24 protein-coding genes, 1 tRNA gene and 1 pseudogene are annotated in these 24779 nt (G+C 53.6%); 16 read left to right on the top strand and 10 right to left on the bottom strand.

Annotation, left to right across the window (positions count from 1 at the left end; translation table 11 throughout):
* Positions 1 to 526, top strand: a 526-nt coding sequence (locus tag AA105894_RS12010) for a recombinase family protein (RefSeq protein ID WP_267311936.1), incomplete at its 5' end; no start/stop codon positions are given.
* 26 nt (positions 527 to 552) lie between these two features.
* On the opposite strand, the gene AA105894_RS12005 is transcribed toward AA105894_RS12010, so the two are convergent.
* The gene (locus AA105894_RS12005) at positions 553 to 1455 is read right to left on the bottom strand and encodes a hypothetical protein (protein ID WP_267311935.1); all 903 of its coding nucleotides are present in this window, start codon (positions 1453 to 1455) and stop codon (positions 553 to 555) included.
* A 10-nt stretch (positions 1456 to 1465) separates the two neighbouring features.
* Positions 1466 to 2311 (bottom strand): hypothetical protein, encoded by an 846-nt coding sequence (locus AA105894_RS12000; protein WP_267311934.1) that lies wholly within the window; start codon positions 2309 to 2311, stop codon positions 1466 to 1468.
* Positions 2312 to 2586: 275 nt separating this feature from the next.
* Here AA105894_RS12000 and AA105894_RS11995 point away from each other — a divergent pair, with 275 nt between their 5' ends.
* The 4 genes and pseudogenes from AA105894_RS11995 to AA105894_RS11980 form a co-directional block, all read left to right on the top strand.
* Positions 2587 to 3219, top strand: a complete 633-nt coding sequence (locus AA105894_RS11995) for a recombinase family protein (protein ID WP_267311933.1) — start codon at positions 2587 to 2589, stop codon at positions 3217 to 3219.
* A gap of 600 nt (positions 3220 to 3819) precedes the next feature.
* Positions 3820 to 3951: a hypothetical protein gene (locus AA105894_RS11990; RefSeq protein WP_267311932.1), complete on the top strand. Its 132-nt coding sequence runs from the start codon at positions 3820 to 3822 to the stop codon at positions 3949 to 3951.
* A 78-nt stretch (positions 3952 to 4029) separates the two neighbouring features.
* Complete coding sequence (locus tag AA105894_RS11985; RefSeq protein WP_267311931.1) at positions 4030 to 4512, top strand: hypothetical protein; 483 nt, start codon at positions 4030 to 4032, stop codon at positions 4510 to 4512.
* Positions 4513 to 4580: 68 nt separating this feature from the next.
* Positions 4581 to 4712, top strand: a pseudogene (locus tag AA105894_RS11980) (IS6 family transposase); the annotation flags it as partial.
* 37 nt (positions 4713 to 4749) lie between these two features.
* Here AA105894_RS11980 and AA105894_RS11975 read toward each other — a convergent pair.
* Both AA105894_RS11975 and AA105894_RS11970 read right to left on the bottom strand, forming a co-directional pair.
* Positions 4750 to 4920 carry a zincin-like metallopeptidase domain-containing protein gene (locus tag AA105894_RS11975; RefSeq protein ID WP_267311930.1) on the bottom strand — a complete coding sequence of 57 codons (171 nt, stop codon included), beginning with the start codon at positions 4918 to 4920 and terminating at the stop codon, positions 4750 to 4752.
* A gap of 254 nt (positions 4921 to 5174) precedes the next feature.
* Positions 5175 to 9110 (bottom strand): NACHT domain-containing protein, encoded by a 3936-nt coding sequence (locus AA105894_RS11970; RefSeq protein ID WP_267311929.1) that lies wholly within the window; start codon positions 9108 to 9110, stop codon positions 5175 to 5177.
* Positions 9111 to 9254: 144 nt separating this feature from the next.
* Here AA105894_RS11970 and AA105894_RS11965 point away from each other — a divergent pair, with 144 nt between their 5' ends.
* From AA105894_RS11965 to AA105894_RS11920, 11 genes are all read left to right on the top strand, one after another.
* Positions 9255 to 9968 (top strand): IS6 family transposase, encoded by a 714-nt coding sequence (locus AA105894_RS11965; protein WP_373316773.1) that lies wholly within the window; start codon positions 9255 to 9257, stop codon positions 9966 to 9968.
* A 161-nt stretch (positions 9969 to 10129) separates the two neighbouring features.
* A complete protein-coding gene (locus AA105894_RS15980) occupies positions 10130 to 10216 on the top strand; it encodes a hypothetical protein (RefSeq protein ID WP_373316774.1) in 87 nt (28 codons plus the stop codon).
* Entirely contained in the window at positions 10206 to 10502 is a 297-nt protein-coding gene (locus AA105894_RS11960; RefSeq protein ID WP_267311928.1) for a recombinase family protein, read from the top strand. The genes AA105894_RS15980 and AA105894_RS11960 overlap by 11 nt, the downstream gene beginning before the upstream one ends.
* 1096 nt (positions 10503 to 11598) lie before the next feature.
* The gene (locus tag AA105894_RS11955; RefSeq protein WP_267311927.1) at positions 11599 to 12819 is read left to right on the top strand and encodes a HEPN-associated N-terminal domain-containing protein; all 1221 of its coding nucleotides are present in this window, start codon (positions 11599 to 11601) and stop codon (positions 12817 to 12819) included.
* A 610-nt stretch (positions 12820 to 13429) separates the two neighbouring features.
* The gene (locus AA105894_RS11950) at positions 13430 to 13828 is read left to right on the top strand and encodes a hypothetical protein (protein ID WP_267311926.1); all 399 of its coding nucleotides are present in this window, start codon (positions 13430 to 13432) and stop codon (positions 13826 to 13828) included.
* A gap of 21 nt (positions 13829 to 13849) precedes the next feature.
* Entirely contained in the window at positions 13850 to 14566 is a 717-nt protein-coding gene (locus AA105894_RS11945; RefSeq protein WP_267311925.1) for a hypothetical protein, read from the top strand.
* A 214-nt stretch (positions 14567 to 14780) separates the two neighbouring features.
* Positions 14781 to 15428, top strand: coding sequence for a hypothetical protein (locus AA105894_RS11940; protein WP_267311924.1), 648 nt, complete (start codon positions 14781 to 14783; stop codon positions 15426 to 15428).
* Positions 15429 to 15879: 451 nt separating this feature from the next.
* Positions 15880 to 17769, top strand: coding sequence for an ATP-dependent nuclease (locus tag AA105894_RS11935; protein WP_267311923.1), 1890 nt, complete (start codon positions 15880 to 15882; stop codon positions 17767 to 17769).
* Between the two features lie 365 nt (positions 17770 to 18134).
* Positions 18135 to 18425 (top strand): type II toxin-antitoxin system RelE/ParE family toxin, encoded by a 291-nt coding sequence (locus AA105894_RS11930; protein ID WP_267311922.1) that lies wholly within the window; start codon positions 18135 to 18137, stop codon positions 18423 to 18425.
* Between the two features lies 1 nt (position 18426).
* Entirely contained in the window at positions 18427 to 18744 is a 318-nt protein-coding gene (locus AA105894_RS11925; protein ID WP_267311921.1) for a HigA family addiction module antitoxin, read from the top strand.
* Positions 18745 to 19249: 505 nt separating this feature from the next.
* Positions 19250 to 20176, top strand: coding sequence for a hypothetical protein (locus AA105894_RS11920; RefSeq protein WP_267311920.1), 927 nt, complete (start codon positions 19250 to 19252; stop codon positions 20174 to 20176).
* 206 nt (positions 20177 to 20382) lie between these two features.
* On the opposite strand, the gene AA105894_RS11915 is transcribed toward AA105894_RS11920, so the two are convergent.
* The 6 genes from AA105894_RS11915 to hisA all read right to left on the bottom strand — a co-directional run bounded on the left by AA105894_RS11915 (position 20383) and on the right by hisA (position 24738).
* A complete protein-coding gene (locus tag AA105894_RS11915; protein WP_267311919.1) occupies positions 20383 to 21504 on the bottom strand; it encodes a tyrosine-type recombinase/integrase in 1122 nt (373 codons plus the stop codon).
* Positions 21505 to 21633: 129 nt separating this feature from the next.
* Positions 21634 to 21709: transfer RNA gene (locus tag AA105894_RS11910), tRNA-Glu, on the bottom strand.
* 45 nt (positions 21710 to 21754) lie between these two features.
* Positions 21755 to 22144 carry a histidine triad nucleotide-binding protein gene (locus tag AA105894_RS11905; protein WP_267311918.1) on the bottom strand — a complete coding sequence of 130 codons (390 nt, stop codon included), beginning with the start codon at positions 22142 to 22144 and terminating at the stop codon, positions 21755 to 21757.
* A 3-nt stretch (positions 22145 to 22147) separates the two neighbouring features.
* On the bottom strand, positions 22148 to 22645 hold the full coding sequence (locus tag AA105894_RS11900; RefSeq protein ID WP_267311917.1) for a phosphoribosyl-ATP diphosphatase: 498 nt from the start codon (positions 22643 to 22645) through the stop codon (positions 22148 to 22150).
* Between the two features lie 42 nt (positions 22646 to 22687).
* On the bottom strand, positions 22688 to 23449 hold the full coding sequence (gene hisF, locus AA105894_RS11895; protein WP_267311916.1) for an imidazole glycerol phosphate synthase subunit HisF: 762 nt from the start codon (positions 23447 to 23449) through the stop codon (positions 22688 to 22690).
* Entirely contained in the window at positions 23449 to 24738 is a 1290-nt protein-coding gene (hisA, locus tag AA105894_RS11890) for a 1-(5-phosphoribosyl)-5-[(5-phosphoribosylamino)methylideneamino]imidazole-4-carboxamide isomerase (RefSeq protein ID WP_267311938.1), read from the bottom strand. The genes hisF and hisA overlap by 1 nt, the downstream gene beginning before the upstream one ends.
* Positions 24739 to 24779: the final 41 nt, after the last annotated feature.

Below are 24779 nucleotides of genomic sequence, written 5' to 3'. Positions count from 1 at the left end.
CGAGAAGCTGGACATGATTTTCGTCGAGACCGTGTCAGGTGCCGTGCCTGCCAGAGAGCGTCCCGTCCTCGCCTCGCTGCTGGACCGGCTTCAGCCTGACGACAGTCTTGTGGTGGTGCGTCTGGACAGGCTCGGGCGCGATGCAATCGATATGCTGCAGCTCGTCTCCGCGCTGGATGAGCGCAATGTCAGAGTGCGCATTCTTGCGCTCGGCATTGAGACGGGCACGGCCAATGGACGCCTGTTCCTCACTATCCTCATGGCGATAGCGGAGTTCGAGCGCGAGCTCATTCGCGAACGTACCCGGGCGGGGATTGCGGCAGCGCGAGCGGCGGGACGTCGCATCGGACGACCTCGTGCCCTGACATCGGCGCAGACCCGGCATGTCAGGGCATTGGCGGCACAGGGTCTGTCCATCCGGGACATCGCATCCGTCATGAATGTCGGGCGCGCCACCGTGCATCGAGCGCTGCAGGGCGAGGCTGGACCGCAGCGGGCCGGACAATCCTCCAGCGCTGCAGCCTGAGCCTGACGCTGAAGTGGTGTGTTGCCTCAGTGGCGAGGCCTTTGCATCAGCGCGAGACCTGCCAGACCGCAGGCAGCGACAAGCGCAAGCCAGTAGCCGCTATTCCATGAGGTGACGTCAATCAGCGTGGTCGCCTGTTTCTGCACCATAGCCTGCAAATCATGTTGCATGGCGGCATTACCGCCAAAACCGCCAAGTAGCTGACCTGTGCTTTGGGCTGCCTCGGCTGCGAGATGATGCAGCCGCGCATGCACGACCAGAGGCAGGGCCAGCAGCAGGAGCAGCGGCAGGGTATTGAGCAGACGCGCCCGGACAAAACCGAGCCACGGTGTCACCCAGGGTAGGAGCGTGATAGCGCAGCCGAGCAGGCGCCAGAAGCCGAACTGCACAGTGATGCCTGCACCACCCGTCTGCACGCCGAGCAACTGGTTCAGCGTGTAATCGAGCCTCATCCCCAGCATGGTATTGCCTGCATCCAGCGTCCATCCCGGCAGAATGTAGAACCCGAGCAGCAAGGCACCTGACATGACCATGCCAGGCAGGGTCATGCGGTTCCTCTGCTGGCGCAGGTAGGGCAACATCACGGCCCCCAGTGAGCCGCCATTGCTGCGCAGGGTCTGACCGAATGCGCTCAGCGTTTCATTGGCCAGTACATCGCGCCCCAGAACATGGATGGACGCGATGCGTCCTTCCGGTGTCAGGGTAAAGCTGACTTTCTGGTTCAGGGCCGGGGCTGCCGGTCCCTGCCAGACGCCGGAGAGCGTGAACTCGTGTTGTTTCCCATCGGACACGAGAAGGCCCGGTTGGGTGTCGGGAATGCGGATGATTGTGCCGCGACTGGCAGCGCCCGGCTGTGCATCAGTGGGTGTATGGGCTGCGGGAGCGTCATGGGTATTGCCTGCGTTGGGCAAGGAGGAGGGATGGTTCATCGGTCTGTCCTCACAGGGCGGGCTTGGTGGTGGCATGCGTGAGTTTGGCGTCAATGGCTGCGCTGAGCTGCCGGATGATCTCGGCTGTGATGGCCTGTTCGGCACCGATATCCTCGGTCGTGATGCTCAGGCTGCGCACGGCGGAGGGATTTTGCGGGACGACGCTGACAGCGATGCGCAGCCAGGCCTGTGTCGTGGCAGCGCGCGGGTCTGACGAGGGCGAAGGATCGATCCCGGCGCCATCCGCTTTCTCGATGACGTTGCCGTTTTTGAGCGCGTAGAGCGCGGTCGCAGCACTCCCACCCGATAGCGGCGGCAGATGCGCCGTGTAGTGCGTGGTGAGTTCGGCCTTGAGGGCATCGTATCCCGGCGCATTGAGGGGCGGGTAGGAGACACTGCGCTCGATGCGGGTCACCACGCCGCCCATGACCGGCGGGGCGAGGGTGACATCGATCCTGTCACTCTCGCGCTGGCAGGCCAGCGATGCCGGGTAGGACTGGCTCTCGATATCCACGCCCTTATGCGATGTCCGCAGCGTCTCGGTCCGAACGCTTGGTTCTGTCTGGCAGTACTGGCGCAGCACGTTGGTGGCTTCGGGGGCGGACATGCCGAGCGAGAGACCGAGTATGGAGGCCTGACCGAGCGCATTGCTCATTCTGGAATAGGTGAGCTTCTGCGTCAGTGCGACGCCGCCATTATCCTGTGTCGCAGGAGACGCCGGGGGTTCCGTGATGTGCCCCTGGCCAAGGGCATTGGCTGCATTGACCATGTTGCGGCGGAAAGCCTCCATATCCTGGGCCTGAGCGAACGGCGTTGAGGCCGCAGACAGCAAGAGGCAGGCGATGACGCGTTTCATGGTTTCCCCCGGAGTGATGTGACGCAGGCCATCACAGGGTCGGGACAGGTGTCGGTCTGAGCCGCCTCAAAAGCCACGACGGGGCAATAACGGGGTTATGGGTGAGCGGAAGCCCGACCTTGCAAAACCCTTGCCCTGACTGACTTTCTGGTAGCTCGACCGTGTCCTGGCCGGTTGTGATGACCGGTTCACAATCCGTCGGTTTCGGGACGGCACGGCATCGGGCCGGGTGTCCTGTCTCCAAACCGTGTTCCGAAAGAACCGAGGGGGTTTTCATGACACGGTATGGCTATGCACGCGTCTCGACCGATGATCAGACGCATGATCCGCAGCTTCTGGCACTTGAGCGCGAAGGGGTGCGGGAGATCGTGTTCGACACGGTCTCGGGCGGGGTTCCGGCGGCCTCACGACCGGGTCTGTCGGAACTGCTGGAGAGATTACAGCCGGGCGACAGTCTTGTCGCAGCGCGTCTCGACCGGCTGGGGAGGACCATGCTCGACGTCATGGGGCTGGTGGGCAGTCTTGTGGACCGTCAGGTGCGCGTGAGGCTTCTCGATGTCGGGATCGAGACCGGCACGGCAAACGGGCAGCTATTCTTGACCATCCTTGCCGGGTTTGCCGAGTTCGAGCGCGCGATCATCCGCGAGCGAACGCGGGCCGGGCTGGAGGCAGCACGGCGTAGCGGGTCACGGCTGGGAAGGCCTACGCGGTTGACTGAAAGGCGGCGTCGGCACGTGGTTGAACTGCACAAGGCTGGAAAATCTCTGCACGAAATTGCGCAGATCATGGCTGTCTCGAAAACCACGATCTGGCGCGCGGTTTCCTGCGGGCGGAAGCATTCCGGAAATGGAGGTTCCGGGACGGATGCCCGGGCCGCCCGGTCGGTCCGATTGACACCGGCACGATAATGACCGGTTCCGGGACAGAAGAACGTGGCGACGGGCGCGGGGTTCGGCTTGAGAGGTCTGCTATGAGAAGGAAAGCAGACGGTCAACTATTGGGAACGTAGTACAGAAAGCGGCCGTTCGCAGGGTTCAAGTTTATGACGGCCTCCAACGAATTAAAGGCGTTTCGCAGCCATCACATAAAGGTCTGGTCCCGCCGAAATCGGTCATTCCTATGCCATCAAGAGGATCTGCGAGAAGATGACACCGCTTTTTTGACGATCAGAAAAAGAATATCACCCCCCTTTCTAAGCGCTGCCCAGATAACCTTATCAGATTAGTTTGTGGCATGGGGATGCCTGTTTCCGAGGGGGGGCGAATGTCAAAAGCCGTTGCGCCGCGTTGGCACAGTGAACGCTAAAAGTCCCGATTCTTTTGGATCTATGCAGCATCGCTACTGGATCCGGGTCGTCCTGAGATGGTTGAAGTGACCTTCAAGGCCGACGGTCCGAATGCCTTAGACGACGTCGTCGTTCGCAGGCTTCGGGACCGGGCCGCGTCATCTCCGACTATCATCAGATCAAATGGCACGTCGACGCGAGCTGCCGGTTTGGCTTCAAGGATTTGACCGAGCCCGCCTTCATCGGCGCGACGTCAATCTCCATTCTTGAACGGCTGAAGACGGCAAAGAAGAAGGCGGAGGTCGGCGATGCCTTTCATCTCATCACCACTGACCCCGTTGCCGACGGCAATTAGCTCGGCAAGCTGATCTCGCAGGTGGACGGATCGCTACGACTTCAGATCCTAAAAAGAGGGAAGACTGCCAACAGTAAGATGGGCAAGGTTGGCGAGTGCCGGCTCGAAAGCCTCGGGCCATCCTCCGATGACGAGCTCTACGCCCTTCTCGATAGCCTCCATATTATCGATGGTCGCTCATCCCTCGAAAAGCCGCACCACGAGGTCAGTCTGAGATTCCGCCTTGTCGGTCTGATCGGCGCCGAGAGCGAGACCGCGTTCATCTACGACGAGGCGGCCAAGCAACTCCTGATCAAAGAGGTGATCCGCTTCGACCGGACGAGATTCCGACAGTGGTGCGAGACCGAGAGGTGGTTCTCGCCGAAGACTGTCATCCCGCGTCGTGGCGTCGCCCTCGCCACCTTCTCTCCCCGCCCAACCCCCGCGCACATGCGTGACGCGGACGACGAGAACGCGCTGAGCCTGGTGGATCGGTTCGAGGGTCGTCATTTGCACGAAGGCGTGGCGTGGACCGACCTGAAGGCCCCCGTCGTCGATTTCCTAAAGGCGAGATTGGCCTAGCAGCCGACAATGCGGCTCTTCCTCGAGGTGCATTTTTCCGTGCCGTTTCTCGCCGGGTCGGCGCTGCGATTAAAGGATACCGATTTCCTCGTGAGCTGATCGCTCAAGCGGTATGGCTGTATTTCCGCTTCCCTTTGAGCTTTCGCCTTGTGGAAGAGATGCTTCTCGAGCGGGGCATTGTCGTCTCGTATGAGACGATCGTTTGTAGCTCACTGATGACGCTCTCATCGCCCGCATTTACCATGCCGCACTTAACGTGACATCACCGGCGGCCTCTGTGGCCAGACGGGCTGCGGTGAAGATCGCGCGCTTGTCTTCCTTCATGAGGGCGAGCCAGGATCCGATATAGCTGGCGTGATCCGAGCGCGGCGCGATATCCAGCTCGACCATCACGAAAGCCGCCGTCATTTCCGCAACATATCCTGACAGTCAAGGGAAAGGTAGGATGCTCGACTCGATGAAAGGCTCATCATTGAGTGACGGGCATCTGCGGCAGCAATGGCAGACTCTTCCGCGACTGTCATGCACTTCTGGCCCTCTCGAGGGACCATTTCAAATTCTTCAAAAGCAACAATAGGGCAGAAATATCTACGATTTTCATATTCATATTCAAGTGAATCAAAGATATTATACACGAGTACTAGGCGTATACCGATAAATCTCTACGCCTTATCCCGTGCGGCACGCCTGCCAACAAGCTTGAAGAATGTCTCACCCAGTGCGAGAGATTTCCAGCATTCTTCTCGCGCAAACGGAGCTAATCTTTGATCAGCGACTGAGCGCAAAACCCTTCCAAATTTGGTTCGAATGTTAGTAACACCCATGTTAAGGCGGGCGGCAGTAAGGTCACCTATCTTGTGAAGAAAATCTCGACCAAATGCATCGGTATTAAGTATTAGGTTTAGTAATCCTGGCGGAAATTCGTCTATTTCACCAATATCAAATATTCGATCAATATTCTCAGGGCGTATATCACCATATATCAATCCCAATAACCTCGCATACCCCTCTACGACCGCGATATCACCGTTCTGTAGTACAGATAGCGTCGATAATGGCACTTGCACCTTTTTCACCAGCGCGGGGCATGCGGTGGTTACGCTCCCAACAAAGGCAATGAGCCCGGGACGAGTATCAACCCCTGTTACGAGTGCGCGGACCGTCTCCTCACGCCAGATATGGTGCTTAGTGCTTATGTATACATGCCGCTCTCTACCCCACGTATCAAGCAGGTCAAAAATTGAGGTGTCAGAGAGAAGATCGTCAGACAATCTGGCGACTATATGTGGATCGAGTGCTTCGCCCAACCGTCCTTTGTTTCCGCCCTCTAACATGAAGACCGCTTCTGCGGCGTTAAGCGAGTATTCAGAAATACCGACGCTCAGGATGAAGGCTACCATTTCTCGAAAATGGATCCGCGTTTGCCCGGTTGATTGCATCCCCAACGTGATGAGCGCTTGAATCCAAGCAGCCTCGGATAACGAACCAGTTATTGTCACCTGCGTGTACGGAGCACCTATCTCCCCAATATTAGAACCAAAGAACTTACCATCCTTCCAGTAATCCAAGTCTGTAAGCGTAACGCCCTTCTCACGCCAACGCACTTCGGCGTGTCGCCAGTCCTCCACATCACCAAAACCACCACCGGCCACTTGTGCTGCAACGATACGGATATTACCTGTAGACTGACCGAGATGAAAAACCGACAGAAGAGGCCACGGTAAAATCAATCGTATGTTTTCAAAAATACTATTCCACCCATTATCTTCTATTTCGGACAGTAAAGAGGCGAGAGATGTCGCCGAAGGGTTGGAATGGAATTTGCGTACTGCTCGGACTGCTTCCCACGTTGGCGTGTCAGGAACATCCGCGTATAAATCTTCGCGCTCTGGCAGAATATCGATAGAGACAAACGGTAGCGTTATGTTCGTAGGCGTACCGAGTATAACTTTCGGCAAAATTTTGTCTCCCCGATCAGAAAAAATCCGAAGACAGGGAAAAGCTTCCTCAAGGCGCTTTCGACATCCGTATCTGTTCTCTTCGATCTGATCGATATGTCCTGCGAGCTCGTCTAATGTGGTCTGTTCCAGGAGCGACCGCACGAAAGCATCCAATGCGGCTCCTTTACTGGTCAAACCTGTGAGAGCGACCAACTTACCGCAATCGGCGCTATCTTTAGATATTTCGCCGTCCAACACCCTAAAGGCCCATTCGCAATCAAGAGCAAACAATCTCAACAGGAGAAGCCAAGATGCCGATCGGGTCGACTCAATCGTAGACGACATGTATGGTCTAATGTACTCAACGGTACGAGACTGCTCCAATGCGCATTGATGCGTCAAGTCATCTGGAAGCAACTCAGGACCCAAAACCAATATTTCCATACAAATTGATAGTAATAGCCTGCGGTACTTTGGAGCGTCGTACGCTAAACCATCATCAAGTAAAGACAGGGCAAGAATTGATCCAGTCCGCAGATAACGATCAAGCTCATCGCCTGCCTGATTTAGTGCCCGGCATATCGTCACGATCGAATCACGAAGATGTTGAGTGTCTGAGACCGCAAAGCATTTGCTAGCAGCGATTTGAAATACGTGCAGCCAATGATTTCGATTTGCGATTGTTTCAAGCCGCTGCTGCACGATTGCCTCCGACCCACCCATCAGATAGGCTGCCGCCATAAACTCTTGCAGCGAGCGAACTTCGAAGCCGAACCGCCCTTCCTCACGCTGGACAAGGAGAACTAATCTTTCGGTAGATGCCGCGAGTAGTTCAGACGTGATGCGATCTAAGTCGTCTCCCTCGTACCCTTCTTCTTCCAACTGGCCGCACACCAAGGTGCGCAGTTCAGTCTCGGTAAGGTAGGCTTCTGAGTTTCCACGGGTTTCGGCATCAACATGCAGCAGGAAACCAGCCCGGTGATGCAGCCATATGATTTGTCTGCTCCACCTCCTCATAGTTTCGCCAACGAGTCCGACTTTTCCTTGCTCCCGCTCAAGGACAACGGCAAAATATTTGTCAAAAAGCGTCCAACGATCGCGAGGGGCATCTCCGCGTTGGTCAATAAGTGCTAGTAGGATGGCGACCTGTAAAGGGCTAACCATGAGGCGGGAGGTAGTGGGGCTGCGTGCAGCTTCTTTTATCCGTCCAATCACTCGCTCACGCTGGACACGATCCGACAGCCGGTTATCGGCGAGCCGGATCGCATACGCGACCGCCTGTTCCGGATTGAATGGTGTCATTTCGTATTTAGCATAAAGACTTGGATCCAGATCGTCATTGTAACCTTGCGGCCTCGTAGTCACGACCATCTGAAGATCTGCATTGGGTGCTTCGTCCCAAAATTCACTAATCGCCTGTATGACCGCAGCTCGATTAGAGCTTGGCGGCACTTCATCTAACCCGTCTAGGACGAAGGCGGTCGGCTGCTCCACAATCCAGCGACGAACATCCTCTATGCCTATGTCACCATCGGCTATCTGAGCAATCTCGTCAGCGAGATAACGCAAGAGAGTAAGGCGCTTGTTTTTCGTGTCAGAGAGACGGTCTGCAAAAGTCGGCAAGTCAATCCTGAAGGGGAGTCTACGGGGTAGTGGCTGATCTCCAAAGATCGACTTAGCCGCAGTTAAAGTGCCTTCAATGATTCTCGACACATCTGGGGAGTATGAGTTTACTCGATCCAACTTCAGCGCATTGGCGCGCAATATTTGGCCCATAAACTGCGAGACCGTCGACTTTCCTTGTCCTGGGCCGCCGATTAGAAGTACTCTTTCGGGCCGCCCTAGCGCTTTATCTACTTGCGCTTCCACGCTTTCCCTGTCGAGGCGATCTCGTGAACGTTCAAGAATCATAGAGAGAAGGGAAGGATAGATTGCTGCCGAAGCAGTATCCATTTTCTTGAAGGGAAGGTCGGTGAAGACGTCCTCAATCATAGTCGCAGTTTCGCCTGAATAACCTGCTTGCTGTAGCCTTACAGGTTGATGCGTTCTTAACTCCCTTGAAATATATCGATAGAGCGCCTCACCCACAGTTCGGCGGCGGCTACCAACTTCTTCCAACAAGTCGGAGATAACGTCGCTTGGCGTGAGCCAGGCGGCAAAGCTCCGTCTAATCCCATCGGCCTCAGCAAGGTAAGTGATAAGTTGATCCAGATGCCATACACGCCAATCCACAAGACCAAGGCGTTGCTTATAATTCTCGAAAACCGCATCAACCTTAGCTATACCCCCCTTCCTCTTCGTCGAGGCAGGGACCGCCGAAAGACGTGCGTTTGATACTAATATATAATATTGGGGCTTTCGGAGTTGGCTATCCTTTGCCGCGAATTTTTTCAAATCCGCCTCTAGCTGAGCAGCCAACCAATCCGCGTCCCCTGCAGGATTTTTCGGCACTTGTAGGAACTTTGCCTGCATGACTGTGTAGCCAGTCCACGCATCGGCAGAGGTTGGAAAATTCACGGTCCCGTCATAGGCGGCTTCACGGCCTCCATCAGGTCCATCACCGAAAACCATCAGTCCAGGCCCAAGAATACGGGCTGCTAAAGCTTGAGCAAGTCGTTCAAAGGAACGTGGCGAGAACGTCCTAAAATCCAAATCCACCTAGACGCTCCTCACTTCTGAGCTTTTCGCTCTAGAATGCTGAAAGTTGCCAGATACTGTAAACTGCAAAATTCGATATTGGCAAGAAAGTACACCCTGCTACGGATCGATACTGATGATGTCACGTTAAGTGCGGCATGGTAAATGCTGGTGATGAGAGCGTCATCAGTGAGCTACAAACGGCACCGATTTCCTCGTGAGTTGATCGCTCAAGCGGTATGGCTGTATTTCCGCTTCCCGCTGAGCTTTCGTCTTATTGAGGAAATGCTGCTCGAGCGAGGTATAGTCGTCTCATACGAGACGATCCGTCGATGGAGCCTTAAATTCGGTGCGGCCTATGCCCGATCTCTGCGACGCAAGAAGGCTCGGCCTGGTGATCTCTGGCATCTGGACGAAGTGCGGATCGTGATCCGTGGTAAGCCTCATTGGCTGTGGCGCGCAGTTGATCAGGACGGCTATGTTCTCGACGAAATCCTGCAGACCCGTCGGAACACCAAAGCAGCCAGACGTCTGTTGACCCAACTTTTGAAACGGCAGGGGGTGCGCCCCAGCCGCATGATCACCGACAAGCTCAATTCCTATGGGGCAGCGAGACGCAAACTTGGTCTCTCGATCCGGCATCTCTCACATAAGGGTCTGAACAACCGGGCGGAGAACAGTCATCTTCCCTTGCGAAAACGCGAACGCATCATGCAGCACTTGCGTTCGCCGGGCGGGTGTCAGCGCTTCGTCGCCGTCTTCTCAGCCATCCGAAATCTCCTCGTCCCATCCGCTCGCATCACCACCGACCTTTCTCGTCACATCTATCGTGTCCGGGCTCTCGCCCAATGGAATAACGCAACCGCTCTCAGCGCCTGAATACTCATTCCCGGCGCGTCGCCTACCTCACATCAGTTAACGTGACATCACCCCCTCGGGATATTTTTGAAGACAAAGCTAGCGGCAAAAACATGGCACGGCCTGGTTGGAAAGACTGCTGGCGGGACATTCGAGAGAAAGATATTTGAGTCGTTCACTCTATTGATCGTCTCGGTCGCGATTTGGTCGAGGTCGTACAGACAGTCAAAGCCTTACATGATCGGGGCGCCGACCTAAATGGATCTTGACACGAGAACACCTACAGGACGTCTAATCTTCGCGGTTGTCGCCGCCATGGCGCAGTGGGAGAGGGAACTAATCGTTGAGCGGACCCGAAACGGATTGGCTGCTGCACGCGCAAGAGGAAAAAAGGGGGGACGCAAGCCTATCCTGACAGATGAACAGGTCACTGAAGCACTGGCCAGGATACAGGCAGGCGAGAATGCTCAGACGGTCGCCGCCGAATATGGGGTATCGCGCCAGGCTATCTACAAACGGTCTAAAAACATGCGAAAGGAAATCGAAGGTGGCTGACAATCAAACGACCGTATCCGTGACAGCCCAAACTTACGTCACAGGAGCGTCTAGTATGCGACTCCCGCGCGTGCGGGGGGCGGTTGCTGCACCTATGGAAGCTAACAAGAAATCGCAGGATATAGCGTTTTGAGTGTTGAAAATCATAATACCGTCTCGGAGATAGTAAAACGCACCGGCCTTATCACGTGTTATGGTATTCGTTGGAGGAGAGAATTTGCCAGTTTTGGTTCGAGAGGTGCAGGAAACGCTGGATCGCTGAAAGGGTACAGGTCGGGTGACAAGGACAGAACGCCAGTCGACATGTGGTCACAGACGGGGGTATATGCGTTATACGACGGGCCAGAGCTGGTCTATGTTGGAAGAGCCGTGGACGGCAAAGACTCTCTGGGGACCAGATTGAGGCAGCACAACAGAGACTCTCGTAAGGCAGATCGATGGACTGCCTTCTCGTGGATCGGCTTTCGTAAAGTGAATGGAAACGGCTCTATGCAGCCGGAGAAACTCGCTATTCGGCAGATTGCTGCGCGCGATGCCGCACTGATCATTGAGGGAATCATCATTGAGTTTCTTAGCCCGAGATTAAATAATAGGGGCGGAGATCTGTCTAAAATACAACTATACAATCAGGTAAGAGTGGAACTTGAATAAGCGTCCGCACGCTCCCATGGTTACCAGCCAGAGAACAAACGAATGGCGCAAATTAGAATGGTGCTATCATCCTAGGGAGACGGAGAGAGATGTACCAATCTGGGTGGATTTAGGTAAGGTCGACTTATAATGGAAAAGCGATTTACATTATGTCGGTCCAAGCGGAAGCGGTGCTGCCATAAGAGGGAAATATTCAAAATTCGGGGAGTGGTTGCAAATGGGTAAACCAATCCAATACCCTCGTCTTCATCACACAGATGGCTTCATCGTGTTTACGGACGGCCGTCATAGAACGGCATGGCTAAGGGATCACGGTGTCATTGCCATTCCGATACTTACGGATGATGAGAATCTGATATGGTTGAGGGACAACTGTGGAACCACTCTCCACGAAAATATGCTCCCATGCTGCCTTTAAACTCAAAAAACAGCGCTAGGTAAGCAAATGGAGTACGACGACAGCGACATCCAGGAAAGTTACCCCGAGAAGTTTGTGTGTTCGGAATGCTTTGACGACGATCACTTGAGAGCGTTTATCGAAGGCGCTGTCACGAGCCGACGCTGCAGTTATTGCTGCAGGGAGAGCCCGAAGAGGAAAATCGCGGCTCCTATCGATGGGGTTATCGAGCACATTCTTGCAGCCATCTCATCCCGCTATGGTGAGGCATGGGCGTCTGGCTCTAGCTGGGACAGCGAGGACGGTCGCTACGTCAACAACACCCAAGACACAGACGAGCTCTTGCAGGAATATGTAAGGTTGCCTAACGATGATTCAGGGGAACTTTATCAGGATATCTTTGGTGCTTTCCCACAGTGGGACTGGAGCAGCCGCGAACCTTGGTCCGCGACAGATGCGCAGATACTTCAATGGGGTTGGAACCAATTCGTCAAAACGGTGAAATATAGGCGTCGCTTTTTTTTCCAGCGTCTGGAGGAAGTTGAGCACGACCGAGAAGACCTCGACCCTAGCTCAATGCTTTACGAATTCGGGCGACGCTGTTCAAACAATGGGTTGATCGTTAACCTTCCCAAAGGCACCGAGATCCTGCGGTGCCGTCCGCGAGCAGTTAGAACCGAACGCTTCACTAAAGCCAGGGAGCTCGGGCCTCCTCCAAACCGACTTGCCAAGCAAAACCGTATGAGCCCAGCCGGCATTCCGATGTTCTATGGCAGCGATGACAAGAAAACGACATTGGCCGAGATGCCTGATCCACCGAAGTTCTATGCTATCGGTAGGTTTACTACCTTAAGGTCACTAAACATACTCGATCTCACCAATGTTAGGACACCAAGTATTTTTGATATCACCGACGGTTCAGATTACGATTGGGCTCTCTTTATGAGCCAGTTTTTGAAAGACTTCTCTGGTCCGATTGAACGCGATGATCGTATTCACATCGATTATGTTCCGACGCAGGTCGTTACAGAATACCTTAGAGACGCTAGGTTAGACGGTGTGCGAGTTGAGGGGATCAAGTATTGCAGTGCTCGCAATAAGGGCGGCGTTTGCTTTGTCTTGTTCATCGACGCGCATGATGTCGAGCCCAACGCAGGTGACCTCTCTGCCATACAAGTCGAGAATGAGCCGTGGCGGAACCGGAATGCCGACTATACGCTGAGACTCGCTAAAATAACGCACCACTCACGCGGTAGACGGAAAAGCTGAAATAATTTCGCGCTTTGTTTACAATAAGATGCGCGGACATAGATGCGTGCGAGGTGGAAGTAATATGAGAATGCCACGGCGCTGTGCTGAAGGAGCCGAGCTAAGGCAAATGTTGCCTGCCTACTCTGCGGAACGCAAAACGAGGTTTCCTAGGGCCGACATTAAGCGAGAGCTGACATCCTTCATTGAGCGCGGCCGTATAGGCAGGGAGATGACCTGCGCTGCATCGACCACGCCTCAGAGACAGGCTTCCTGGCCCATCAGCTGCCGTTTTGCGCCGATTCAACCTACTTCCGATAATGTACGTTAGCTATCCGAAGTAGGTCACCGCATAGGAAGACATACCGGAACTCATTATCCGGGATGGGGGGAGTGCGGAACGTCCGCTTTTCATCTAACGGCATTGTAAGATAGACATGGATCTGATAATTATGCACGCAAATATATATGATACAATATGGATATAATATTGAAGGAACCCCTAAAGATTTTCCGTATCTACCAAAATTCTGGATTGTGGAACAGAATTTTGCATCACAATGAACGTTGGGCATATACTCAGAATTACAAAATAAAAATGTGAGCACGATTACCTAGGGAGATAAGAAAATTGGATTTTGATACAATAGAATCTGCAAGCGATTTAGAAAAGTTAGGCAATCTAGAAACACTAAAATCCGATGTAGAAGAAATAATCCAACCCCTTAAATTTGACGTACATTCTTATGAAGATTTGTATAAAATAATAAAGGTACTGAAAAAAAACTGGCTTCCTCTGAGATCTGGTCCATTTGTGTCAGATGAAAAAAAATTTGTATTCTACCTCACCAAGTTGGAGGGGAAACAAAGAAATTTATTTCTCGGGATCACAGATGATATGTACAAAAATAAAGAAAAAGCAAAAAAGTGGTACTGGAAAATATCAAAAATTATTCGCCCCGACCTATCGAAAAATTCAGATGCGTTTAATGAGTTAAAGAAATTGTACGATGTGATGATAAATATTTGACTAAAGTTTGGATTATACATTATGAACGAGGAAAATACACCAATTATCTCGGAATCGGACGAATCTAAAGAACAACTTCCTGATGTTCGCTCATCCGGTAATTTAAATATATTATTCCCCGCAGCAAATGAACATATTCCGCCTGAAGAAGCTGCAAAAAATAGAGAGGTTATACAATCAAGCAGCGCATATACTGATAGTGGTGAAGTATTTATAAATGCCAAAGCCCTACCTCAATTATTAGCTACCGACAGGGCTGGTGCTAATAAATTTTACAATGACTTAGAGAAGCAGGAACAGCTTGAGAACGGTCAAGAGCGATATGCTTCTGTGCCGTCTGTTCAGAAAGAATTATCCAAGAGAATCCAGGAACCTCGCGATACAATACAAAAAGAACGTCTTCGAGATGCGGAAAATTGCGTAACTGCTATACGAGACGCTCCGGAGTTGGAGAAAATTCGAGAAGTCGAGGAGTCAAAAATCAGGAAAGAACAAAGAACTTTAAAAGGGCGGAAAATTGAATCTGAAGGTATCACAGAGTGTCACGTTACCGGTTTGCCGCTAGAGCCGAACGCAGAAGCTCATCATATAGTCCGTCGAGCTGATAATCCGAGGGAAGCTAGAAATCTTGCTAATGTGGTGATTGTTAATCCCGATGTGCATCGAGAAATCCATAAAGCTGGCGCTGAAACTCCGGAGGAGCTAACGGAGTTCAAAAAAAATTACAAACACAAATAATTATATAGAGAAAAATATTACCGAATAATACAAATTCATGAATATGAAAAGCAATGGTCCAATTTTTGGTATAAGTTTTTTATTTTATGTAAATTTTTTGAATATATGGTTCGATGGTTTGTATCTATCAGTTTCAATATCCAAGATGAAGGTGCTTACCGCCTGTCTGCTCCTGCCTCACTGAGCGGATAGGTAGATCAATGGAGTAGAGATTTTGCCTATTCGTGCCTTGACCCCTTTTGAAATTACCGTCGCAGACGCCGTCGTCGAGCTTGGGAACCTGAAAGGTTGGGAGTTCGCGGCATTTCTGGAAGCACCGTCTGGTCCACTGCTGGAATTCATCACGAGAATGCTTCCTGGTGGCGCGGATCCAAGCAATGATATCCTGAGCCGAACGGCTCCTGAAAATCGCGTAGTGATCCATCATAACCACCTGAGCCAGGAGTCTTTGAGCTTTCCTGACTGGACTGGCTTGACTGTATTTGCCGAGCAAACCTTTGCTCACTGCGCAGATGACACATGTTATTGGGGAAAAGTGATCAACGAGACTGAGGTTAACAACGTGCTTAGCAAAGCACAGACTGTGGAGATCAGTGCTGAAACTTTCCTATTCGATATTTTGAATAATATTGATTTTTCTCCTCTCTCTGCCGAGCTAGCAGGCTTTTTTCGAAAGGAAGTTGTCAACCGAGCTATGAAGTTACGCGGTTATGTCGAATACGAGTTTTTTTGGGGGTCACGGGCAGTTAACCCACCTCCTTCTTCGGGCAGACCGGCCCAAACCTGGTCTGCGGGGACCTCTGGCTCATGCATTTGCACCCGAATCGACGAAGCCGCAACGCAGCTTGCATCAATACTTTAACAGCATTCCTATCTGCTGATAACTACAGCAGATAATTATGGTGTCCGAAGTACTTTACACCAAAGAGCATCAGGCATAGCTCCACGCCTTCTGGACCGACGGCAATTCGTGTGACAATGTCGGCTTTCGGGAAGCTCTTCTAACCGCCTGTATGATCGAGATGAGGCGAGAGCTGACATCCTTCATTGAGCGCGGCCGTATAGGCAGGGAGATGATCTGCGCTGCATCGAAACCAAGCCTCTGAAGCACGCTTTCCAGCCCATCCGCTGCCGTTTTGCGCCCATCGACCCTACTTCCGATAATATAATCTACCCGAAGTAGGTCAGCGCATAGGAAGCCACACCGGAACTCATTGTCCGGAATGGGGGGATTTCGGACTGTCCGGTGTCGGTCGGAGTTAGCAGATAGCGGTCGTTCGTATATACAAGAGCAACATGATTGAGGTTATTCGATGAGTGAGCATGTTGCATCCGAGTTTTCGCTTTGGCCGTTAAGCGTCAAGTATCAGCTTATTGGTGATCAGAATACGGAAGCAGTTATCCAAATCGCACCAGGCATAACTATACTCGTGGGACCGAATGGCAGCGGAAAGACACGTGCATTGCGGGCAACAAAATCCACGTTAGCCATGTCAGCTGAATTCAATGTTCACAATCGGAAAGTCCATTTCCTTTCAGCCGGACGTAGCAGTCCATTTGAATCTTTTAGGTCAAGAGCAGATCAGCCCAATTACATGGACGGGAACGACGCTGCGATTGGTGCTGCCAGTTTCCTGAGTATGTGGTGGGACTATGAAAGCGTAACGGGTGATTTGATAGTATTAGACACTCGCCCAGATCTCAAGCTCAAGATCGAAGCACGTCTTCAACAATTGTTCGACAGAAGCGTAGAACTTAAATGGACGCAAAACGGGATGAGCATCCGAATCACCTCTGTCATGGGCGGTGATGGTTACCCAGCGAATTATGAGGCAAGCGGAATCCTCCAACTCGTTGCTTTACTCTCGGCAATTCATAATGACGACATCGGCGCACTGCTGATCGACGAACCAGAAATCTCGCTACATCCACAACACCAAGCCTTCTTGCTTGAGGAGATGGAGCAGGTCGCGGGAGATCCAGCCGATCCCACAAAAAAGCTGATCGTCATAGCGACGCATTCGGCATCAATGCTGCCACTCCGACACATTAACGAATTGCCGAAGATCGCTTTCTTTGCCTCGGCGCGGCAGATACCGTCTCAGATCGCGCCCGGCACGGATATTTTGAAGCGGGTGAAACTCGCGGCATTGATCGCGCGCCTCGGCACAACGCATCGCACCGCCATGTTTGCCGAACATATCCTTCTCGTCGAAGGCCCGAGCGACGAGATAGTCGCATCACAGTTGGCGAGAAGGCTCGGTCTACGTCTGCTCGCTCGCAATGCTCAGATATTGCCTGTTATCGGCAAAGGCGAATTTGTTGAGGTCGCGAAGCTGTTTCGTCTAATGAATAAGCGCGTATCTCTACTTGCGGATCTTGACGCCCTAGCGGACGACAACACTCTGGTTTGCTTCTTCAGCGACTTCCCCGAAGCCGCCGCAATTGCAGATAAGATCGGACGCACGAATCTCGCAGACCTCGACCGCGATCTACGCAACGCTCTCTCGACCTTCATTGCTGACCACAAAACAGAAGCCGATACCGCAGCTAAAACCTATCCAGATTGGTCGAGTAAAGAATCGAGCCCTCTTGCGACGCAGCGTTTGACTCTGGCACGCGTCCTTAACGATCCAGAAAGCTTTGGAGGCAAGGCCGCTAGCAGGGCTACCAGCCTTCGCACTCAATATGACGTCTTACTGAACGCCTTGTGCCAACTTGGATGCTTCTTCCTGCGGCGTGGGGCAATCGAGAATTATTATGACATGTCAGGCATGGACTATAATGGAAAGCCGGATCGCGCAGCGATCGAGGCCGCCGAGTTCGATGTAAAAGATGCCGATGAACTCGCGGCGCATTATGGCGATGTTCTCGCTGCATTGCGGCATGCTGCACCTAACCAGTTAGTCGACGAAGATCTGCTTCTCCGCATGAAACTGGGCGCAATTTTGACACCCGTGCTCCTCGGCATGGATATTAATAGTTCTAATGCCCAACTTAACGCGCTCGCTAAAAATACGATCGGAACCGCCTCTGAAGTGTTCGCATTGGCCAATAAGTCGACTTCGCAGCAGGTGCGTCTCGACGTCGATATCGCATCGCCGCTTTTTAAGCGGGCTACTTTCCCGTTCGAGATCGGCCTGTCAGACAATCCGACCACTATTGTACCACAAGTACTGCCTGGCATTCCTAAGAAGGATTAACTCCAAAGCAGTTCAAGAAAATCGGCTTGGGGCAAGAAAGTGGCCCGAACTCGTTGCTGTCAGCTGGTCATGTCTGTTGTGCGGAAAGCCGCTCAGAGTTTCCTATGGCTGACATGTAGGCGGAATCTGCTGGCCGGCTATGATCACATTGGCAAGAGCGGAGAACCTCTGAGGCACGCTTCCAAGCCCATCCGCTGCCGTTTTGCGTCCACCCCACCTACTTCCGATAATAAGAAGAAACGGAAGTAGGCAAATGGCGGGAAACAGCCATTTTTTCCGATCGTCGATCTCATCACCCTAATCGCTCATGCGCTCGACGTAACGATCATCTTTACATCGCTAATGTAATGCATTACCTTACACGCATGGAGATCGAGAGCATCAGCCACAAAGGCCTCCGACGCTTTTTTGAGACGGGAAATGCCAAAGGGCTGGTCGGCGATGTAAGCCGGTTACGAAAGATGCTCGCCTTCATCGACGCTGCGGAATCACTCGATGAGCTCACGGTGCCTCCAAATTATAGCCTGCATCCTTTGGTCGGAGAGCGGGCAGGCACCTGGTCCATGACCGTCACTAAAAACTGGCGGCTTACTTTTCGTCTCAATGAGCAGGGACAACTCTGCGAAATGGCTTTGAAGGACTACCATGGCGCTTAAGATGCATAGCTCGCTAGCAGTCCATGTCGGGGACTGGATCAAAACCGAGCTTCTTCAGCCTCAGAATATCAGGGTCAACACTGTCGCCGAGCATCTGGGCGTTTCCCGTCAGGCGATCAGCGCCCTTCTGAATGGGAGGTGTGGGCTCACCGCGGAGATGGCGATCCGCTTTGAAAAGGCCTTTGGCGTACGAGCCGAAACGCTGATGCGCATGCAGAGCACCTTCGATCTTGCCCAGGCCAGAGCGCATGCGAGCAATCTGCATGTTCAGCATTTCGGACTCCCGAACCAGGCTGATACTGAAGCGTGGCGAGGATGAGGCAGATTAACGTTAAGTAATTAGACCAAAATTGAATTCAGTCTCCCATTCTAATCCATACCCGATTGTTGATATTACCGGAGAAAGTAATGAGAAGATATTTCGGAGTAAGTATATTCTCATATGTCGCAATATTTATATCTTATATCACTATATTATTCAGAGATGTAACGTTTCTGCCTTTTAGGCATGATTTACGCAGCGACATGCTTTCTGCACCAATTATGATCGCTATATGCATCGCATTAAGTAACACATCGTTATTACACAAGACTAAGATGAAGACACTAATGTTAGAAAGGGAACATGGAAACACTGACGTTTATTCTGATGAAATATATTCCCTCGCACTTACCGCTACGATACTGTATACACACTCAACCCAACCCAGTGTGGCGGTAGGGTGTCTGCACCTGATGTGTTTATTGCTTGGCAATAAGATAGGGTATGATTTGTGGCGCAGAAGACAGACAAAATAGGCTCTGACGTTTCACAAGCGAACTTGATGACTATTCGCATCAATATTTTTCTTGGATTCGTTTTAGCATTCTTGACGCTCGGGTGCGGTGGGGCATTCGCTGACGATAACAGCAGTGCCAATTATTTAGATCTAAGACGCTGCTTCGATTTCTCCTGGACCCGTATGCATGATGATCGTCATAGCAGGGCTGCGATTATGGTACTGGTCGAAATCAACGGCCAGCGTGGCTACATGCAGCTCGACACCGGCGCGCCCGAAACCGCTCTCTACGGTGCTGTCACCGACCGGAGTGGTCTGACGGTTCCCACCCAGGAGACTCTCAAGCCGCGCAGGTTCTGCTCCGGCTCCTATTGCTGGGCGCTGCCTTCACTCACAGTCGACCGCCGTAAGGCCGCTTCCGACCCAAAACTGATCGGCCATCTGGGTCTTGATATCTTCGAGGGCAGGGAAACGCTACTTGATTATCCGGGCCAGCATGTCTGCACACTGTCCGGTAAGGAGCGAAATCTCAGGGTGACATGGAGCCCCGCAGTCGTAGAGGCGGGCTCACTTCTCATCCCCGGAACGATCGGCACGACACATCTCGACAGACTGCTGTTCGACACTGGTTCCGGACCTATCACGGTCTCGGTTTTCCCAACAACATGGGACGTCATCGCCGGACATTTGAAACCCGCAACCCCCTCACTGTCTATTGAGGGACATAGCTATGATGGGGCTCTAATCCACGTGCGAGGCAATCTGATCGCTGGAACTGTCGCTCTGGGCCCAAAGACGCTGACGCAGCCCGTGGTTTATGAAATGCCGGAGAACGTGCGATCGATCGTTGCCCGCCATGGCGCGACAGGCGTCGTCGGAGACGCCCCCTTTGTGGATCAACAGATCATCCTCGACCTTCGTTATCCCGCGCGGTTTGGTGTCATTGCTTCAGCGTCGACATCAGCGTGGTAGCAACGTCACACAAGGGGATACGAGGCTGTCACGCTCGAGTGTGGCGCATTGGGGTGCTGTCACGTTAACTGCGACGTGAGATGATCTGCGCTGCATCAAAGCCGCGCCTCTGAGGCACGCTTTCTGCCCGATCCGCTGCCGTTTCGCACCCATCGAACCTACTTCCGATAATCAAAATTATCGGAAGTAGGTGAGCGATCGGGCGTCTATTCTATAGGCGTCGGCTCATTCGCCTCAATCTTGTCCGCAAGTTCCTGCATGATGGGCTGGTAGTATCGATCGAGCGATTTCAGATCGCGATGTCCGGTGACACGCATCAAATCGAGTGGGTTCGCAAGATAGCGTGCGAGACGCGACGTCGCCTCATGGCGAAGATCGTGAAAGGTGAGGTTGGTCAGGCCTGCGCGCTTGGTCATCCGGCCAAAGCGGACAGAGAACGCCTTCTCATTGCCAATATTGAAGATTTTCTCGTGCGGCTCGGGCCTGTGCTGCATCTGCTCGAGTTTCTCGACGAGAAGGCGTCGTGCACCAGGTGTCAGCGGGCGTTTCTCAGGGCCAACCTCCTCCCTGTGTCGCTCGCTCTTCACCCGGGCAAGCGAGAGCGTACGACTGCGGAAATCGATGTCTTTCCAGCAGAGAGAAACGGATTCTGATAAACGACAAGCTTGTTCGATCGACCATTTGACGAGCCATACATCATCCGCATGCTCAGAGGCCGAAACAACATCTACTAGGCGGTCATATTCACTCTGAAGATTGTGCTCATTGTCTAGCATGGCCAATCGTCGATTACGCTTCCTATCAGCGCCTTGCGGCCGTTTCACAACTCTGCCTGACGCATGATTGACCGTATGGATATCCCACTCACTGATCGCATGCTGAATGATGCTTGCGAGGAGATTGAGCCGCTTGACCACGGTCGCTGGCGCATAGCCATCCGCAAGCATGCGATCACGGAAGGCCCGAACGTCAGCTGGTTGCCATTTGCTCACCATGACATTTACGACAGGGTCATCAAGAAGGGCAGGGATGTGGCCAGTGCGGTCCGCCTGGCGATGGGCCATGCATTCGTCGCGATAGCGCTCCACCAGTCTTCTTAGAGGTGTCTTGTCGAGGGACGATGTGTCTTTGAACTGACGTAGATCGACCTCGGCACGTTTTTCAGTGAGCCACCGACGAGCCAGGGCTGAGGATGCGAAAGTCTTTCTCAGGCGTTTACCGTCGACCATCTTGCGGGCCTGATACTGACCCGCGCCGCGGAACCATACGCCCTTGGGGAGTAGTTTACCTGTGGCCGGATCGATGCCTGATCTTTCTAATTCGCTCATGCGAAGCTCCTGATACCAAAGAGCCATATTTTCCTAATTGGCTCAGGAATGGCTCAAAATCAACACTTTGGTAAATCAGGATTGTGCTCTTCACCCATTGGAAACCGCAGAAAACTGCTGAAAATCGAATGGCGTCCCATAGGGGATTCGAACCCCTGTTGCCGCCGTGAGAGGGCGGTGTCCTAGGCCTCTAGACGAATGGGACGAGGCGAGGTGCGTTCTATGACATTTATACGCACCCGGCAAGGGGTTATTCGGAAGTTTTTTTAATCAGTTTTGCGCTGAGCTTCGCGCCAGCGAGGAGGTGCACGTGATAATGAGGCACTTCCTGGCCTGCATCGGGGCCGGTGTTGGAAATCAGGCGATATCCGGAATGCGACAGCCCGAGGTTTTCAGCGACCTTCGTGATAGCGCGTGCCAGACCGGCAATCTCTGCATCGCTTGCAGACGCGCCGAAATCGGCGGAGGACACATAGGCGCCTTTGGGGATGATCAATACGTGGATGGGGGCCTGAGGCGCGATATCAGGGAAGGCGAGGGCATAATCGTCTTCATAGATAATCTCGACAGGGATCTCACGGCGCAGAATCTTGGCAAAGATATTGTCCGCGTCATAAAGCGCTTGCAGGTCGACCGTCATGGATCAGGCTCCTTCCTGCGCGGGTCGCGAGGCTTTTTCCTCGACACCGCTCATCGCTTCACGGCGGCGCAGTTCCTGCCATACCTCCTGTGGCGTCACGCCCGCATCGACCCACATGACGATCAGGTGATAGAGCACATCCGCGCTTTCGCTGATGAACTCGGACTGTTTTCCCGCAACGGCCTCAATCAGGCATTCGACCGCTTCTTCTCCAAATTTCTGCGCGATCTTCTTTCTTCCACGAGAGAGAAGGCGGGCTGAGTGGCTCAGAGCTGAATTGGTGCCACGGCGTGACTCCACGGTCTCAAAAAGACGATCCAGCACGTGGGCGTCTACCGTTGTGTTTTCGACGGCATCAAGTTTGATCGCGTCTTTCTTGCTGGACGATTTTTTGGCGGGTGACTTCTTTGCAGCAGCCTTGGTTTCCGACCGCTTTGCACCGCTCTTCTTGCCTGCGCTTTCGTCAGCCTTGCGTGTCGTGCGTTTTGTTGCCAGCGCCATGATCGTGATCCGTTTCTTGTTCCGAATGATATGCTTGTGTCGTCAGTTGCCCGGCCGCACTGGTAGGCCTGCGTTCTCGAGCGCTGCCTTGACGCCTGCAATGCCAAACGTGCCAAAATGAAAAACGCTGGCGGCAAGAAGGCCGCTGGCACCTGCCTTTGCACCTTCGACGAAATGATCGAGGGCGCCAACGCCACCCGAAGCGACGACGGGAATAGTGATTTCACCGCAGACGCGTCGCAGCAAATCCAGATCAAACCCCTTGCCGGTGCCGTCGCGATCCATGCTCGTCAGCAGGATTTCACCCGCGCCACGCGCTTGAGCATCTTTGGCCCAGGCGACAGCATCGATTCCGGTCGGCTGCCTGCCGCCCTTTGTGTAGACTTCCCAGCCGCCCTTGCCGTCAGAGCGCGCATCGATAGCCACGACCACGCATTGACTGCCGAAGCGATTGGCAGACTCGTTGATCAGATCGGGGTTAACAACCGCTGCGGAATTGACCGCACATTTATCGGCTCCAGCAAGCAGAAGGCGCCGCATATCTTCGGGTGCACGAACGCCGCCTCCTACCGTCAGGGGCAGAAAAACCCGTTCTGCCGTGCGCCGCACGACATCATAGATGGTATCGCGATTTTCGACGCTTGCGGTGATATCGAGAAAGGTCAGTTCGTCTGCGCCTGCGGCATCATAGACGATAGCCTGCTCGACCGGATCGCCTGCGTCCCGCAAAGAGACGAAATTCACCCCTTTGACGACGCGTCCGTCCTTCACATCGAGGCAGGGGATTACTCTCAGCTTGAGCATCAGACCCCCTCGAGAATGCTGAGCGCCTCAGCCAGAGAAACCCGCCCGTCATAGAGGGCACGACCAACGATAACGCCTTCAAGGCCAGGTACATCCTGAGCGACCTGGCGGAAATCGCGCAGATGCTGTGCCGAGCCAACGCCACCGCTCGCGATAACAGGGATGGAGAGCCTGCGCGCCAGATCGGCCGTCTGCTCGAGGTCGAGTCCTTCAAGCATGCCGTCGCGTGTGATCTCAGTAAAGATCACCGCAGCGACACCGACATCCTGCATACGCAACGCGAGATCACGTGCGTTAAGCTCGGACACTTCTGCCCAGCCTTCCGTTGCGACGCGGCCTTGTCTTGCGTCGATGCCAGCCACGATCCGACCCGGGAAGGCCTTGCAGGCCTCGCGCACCAGTTCGGGGTTCTTGACGGCTACCGAGCCGAGAATGACACGGTCGAGCCCTGCCTCGAGCCAGCGCGTGATGCCGGCCATATCACGAATACCACCGCCCAGCTGAACCGGCAGATCAGTCGCTGCAATGATCGCCTCGACCGCCGCTCCATTAGCCGAGCGCCCGGCAAAGGCACCGTTGAGATCGACCACATGCAGGCGCGAGCATCCGGCATGGGCGAATTCGAGGGCCTGCGCTGCCGGATTGTCGGAATAGACGGTTGCATCATCCATCTCGCCGCGCCGCAGTCGAACGCAGGCACCGTCCTTGAGGTCGATGGCGGGATACAGGGTCAGGTGACGGTTCGGTTTTGCGTCGGTGGTCGCCACGCTGCTTTCCTTCTCAGTGGGTTTCTTGTGTCTCGCCGCCGCGCCAACCCGATCGAGGATCTTGGTCATGAACAGGCCCTTGATCGTGCCTTCATGGCTTCGCGCGTAATAAGGATGGGTGCCCCAATGCTCGAACCCAAGCGAGCGAAACATGGCCAGAGCAGAAGACTGGGTTTCGGGCACTTCGCAGTTCAGAACACGACAGCCCATGGCGCGTGCCGCTGCGATCACAGCATCAGCCAGAACAAAGCCAAGCCCCCGACCGCGCATATAGGGGGCAACGAAATAGCCCCTTATCTGGGCCGTCTGGGCCTGCGCCTCATTGTTGCGCGAGGGGCGCAGAAGCTGGGCGCAGCCCTGTATCTGCCCGCTCTCGTCACGAACGACAAAAAACCGGGTTTCCGGCACGAGCAAGAGCCCGTTGAAATAGCGCTCCAGAACGGCACGACCTGGCGGTGTCAGCCAGCCAAGGCCGCCCCCGTCGATGATGGCCGCCGTCGTGATTTCGCACAACGCTGCCATATCGGTGTCATCGATGCGCGAGAGGCGTTCTGCGATGCGCG

The organism is Asaia spathodeae NBRC 105894 (assembly GCF_025994195.1).
GTDB classification, from domain to species: domain Bacteria; phylum Pseudomonadota; class Alphaproteobacteria; order Acetobacterales; family Acetobacteraceae; genus Asaia; species Asaia siamensis.
The sequence above is the reverse complement of the archived record's forward strand: the minus strand, read 5'-3'. Positions and strand labels throughout refer to the sequence as shown.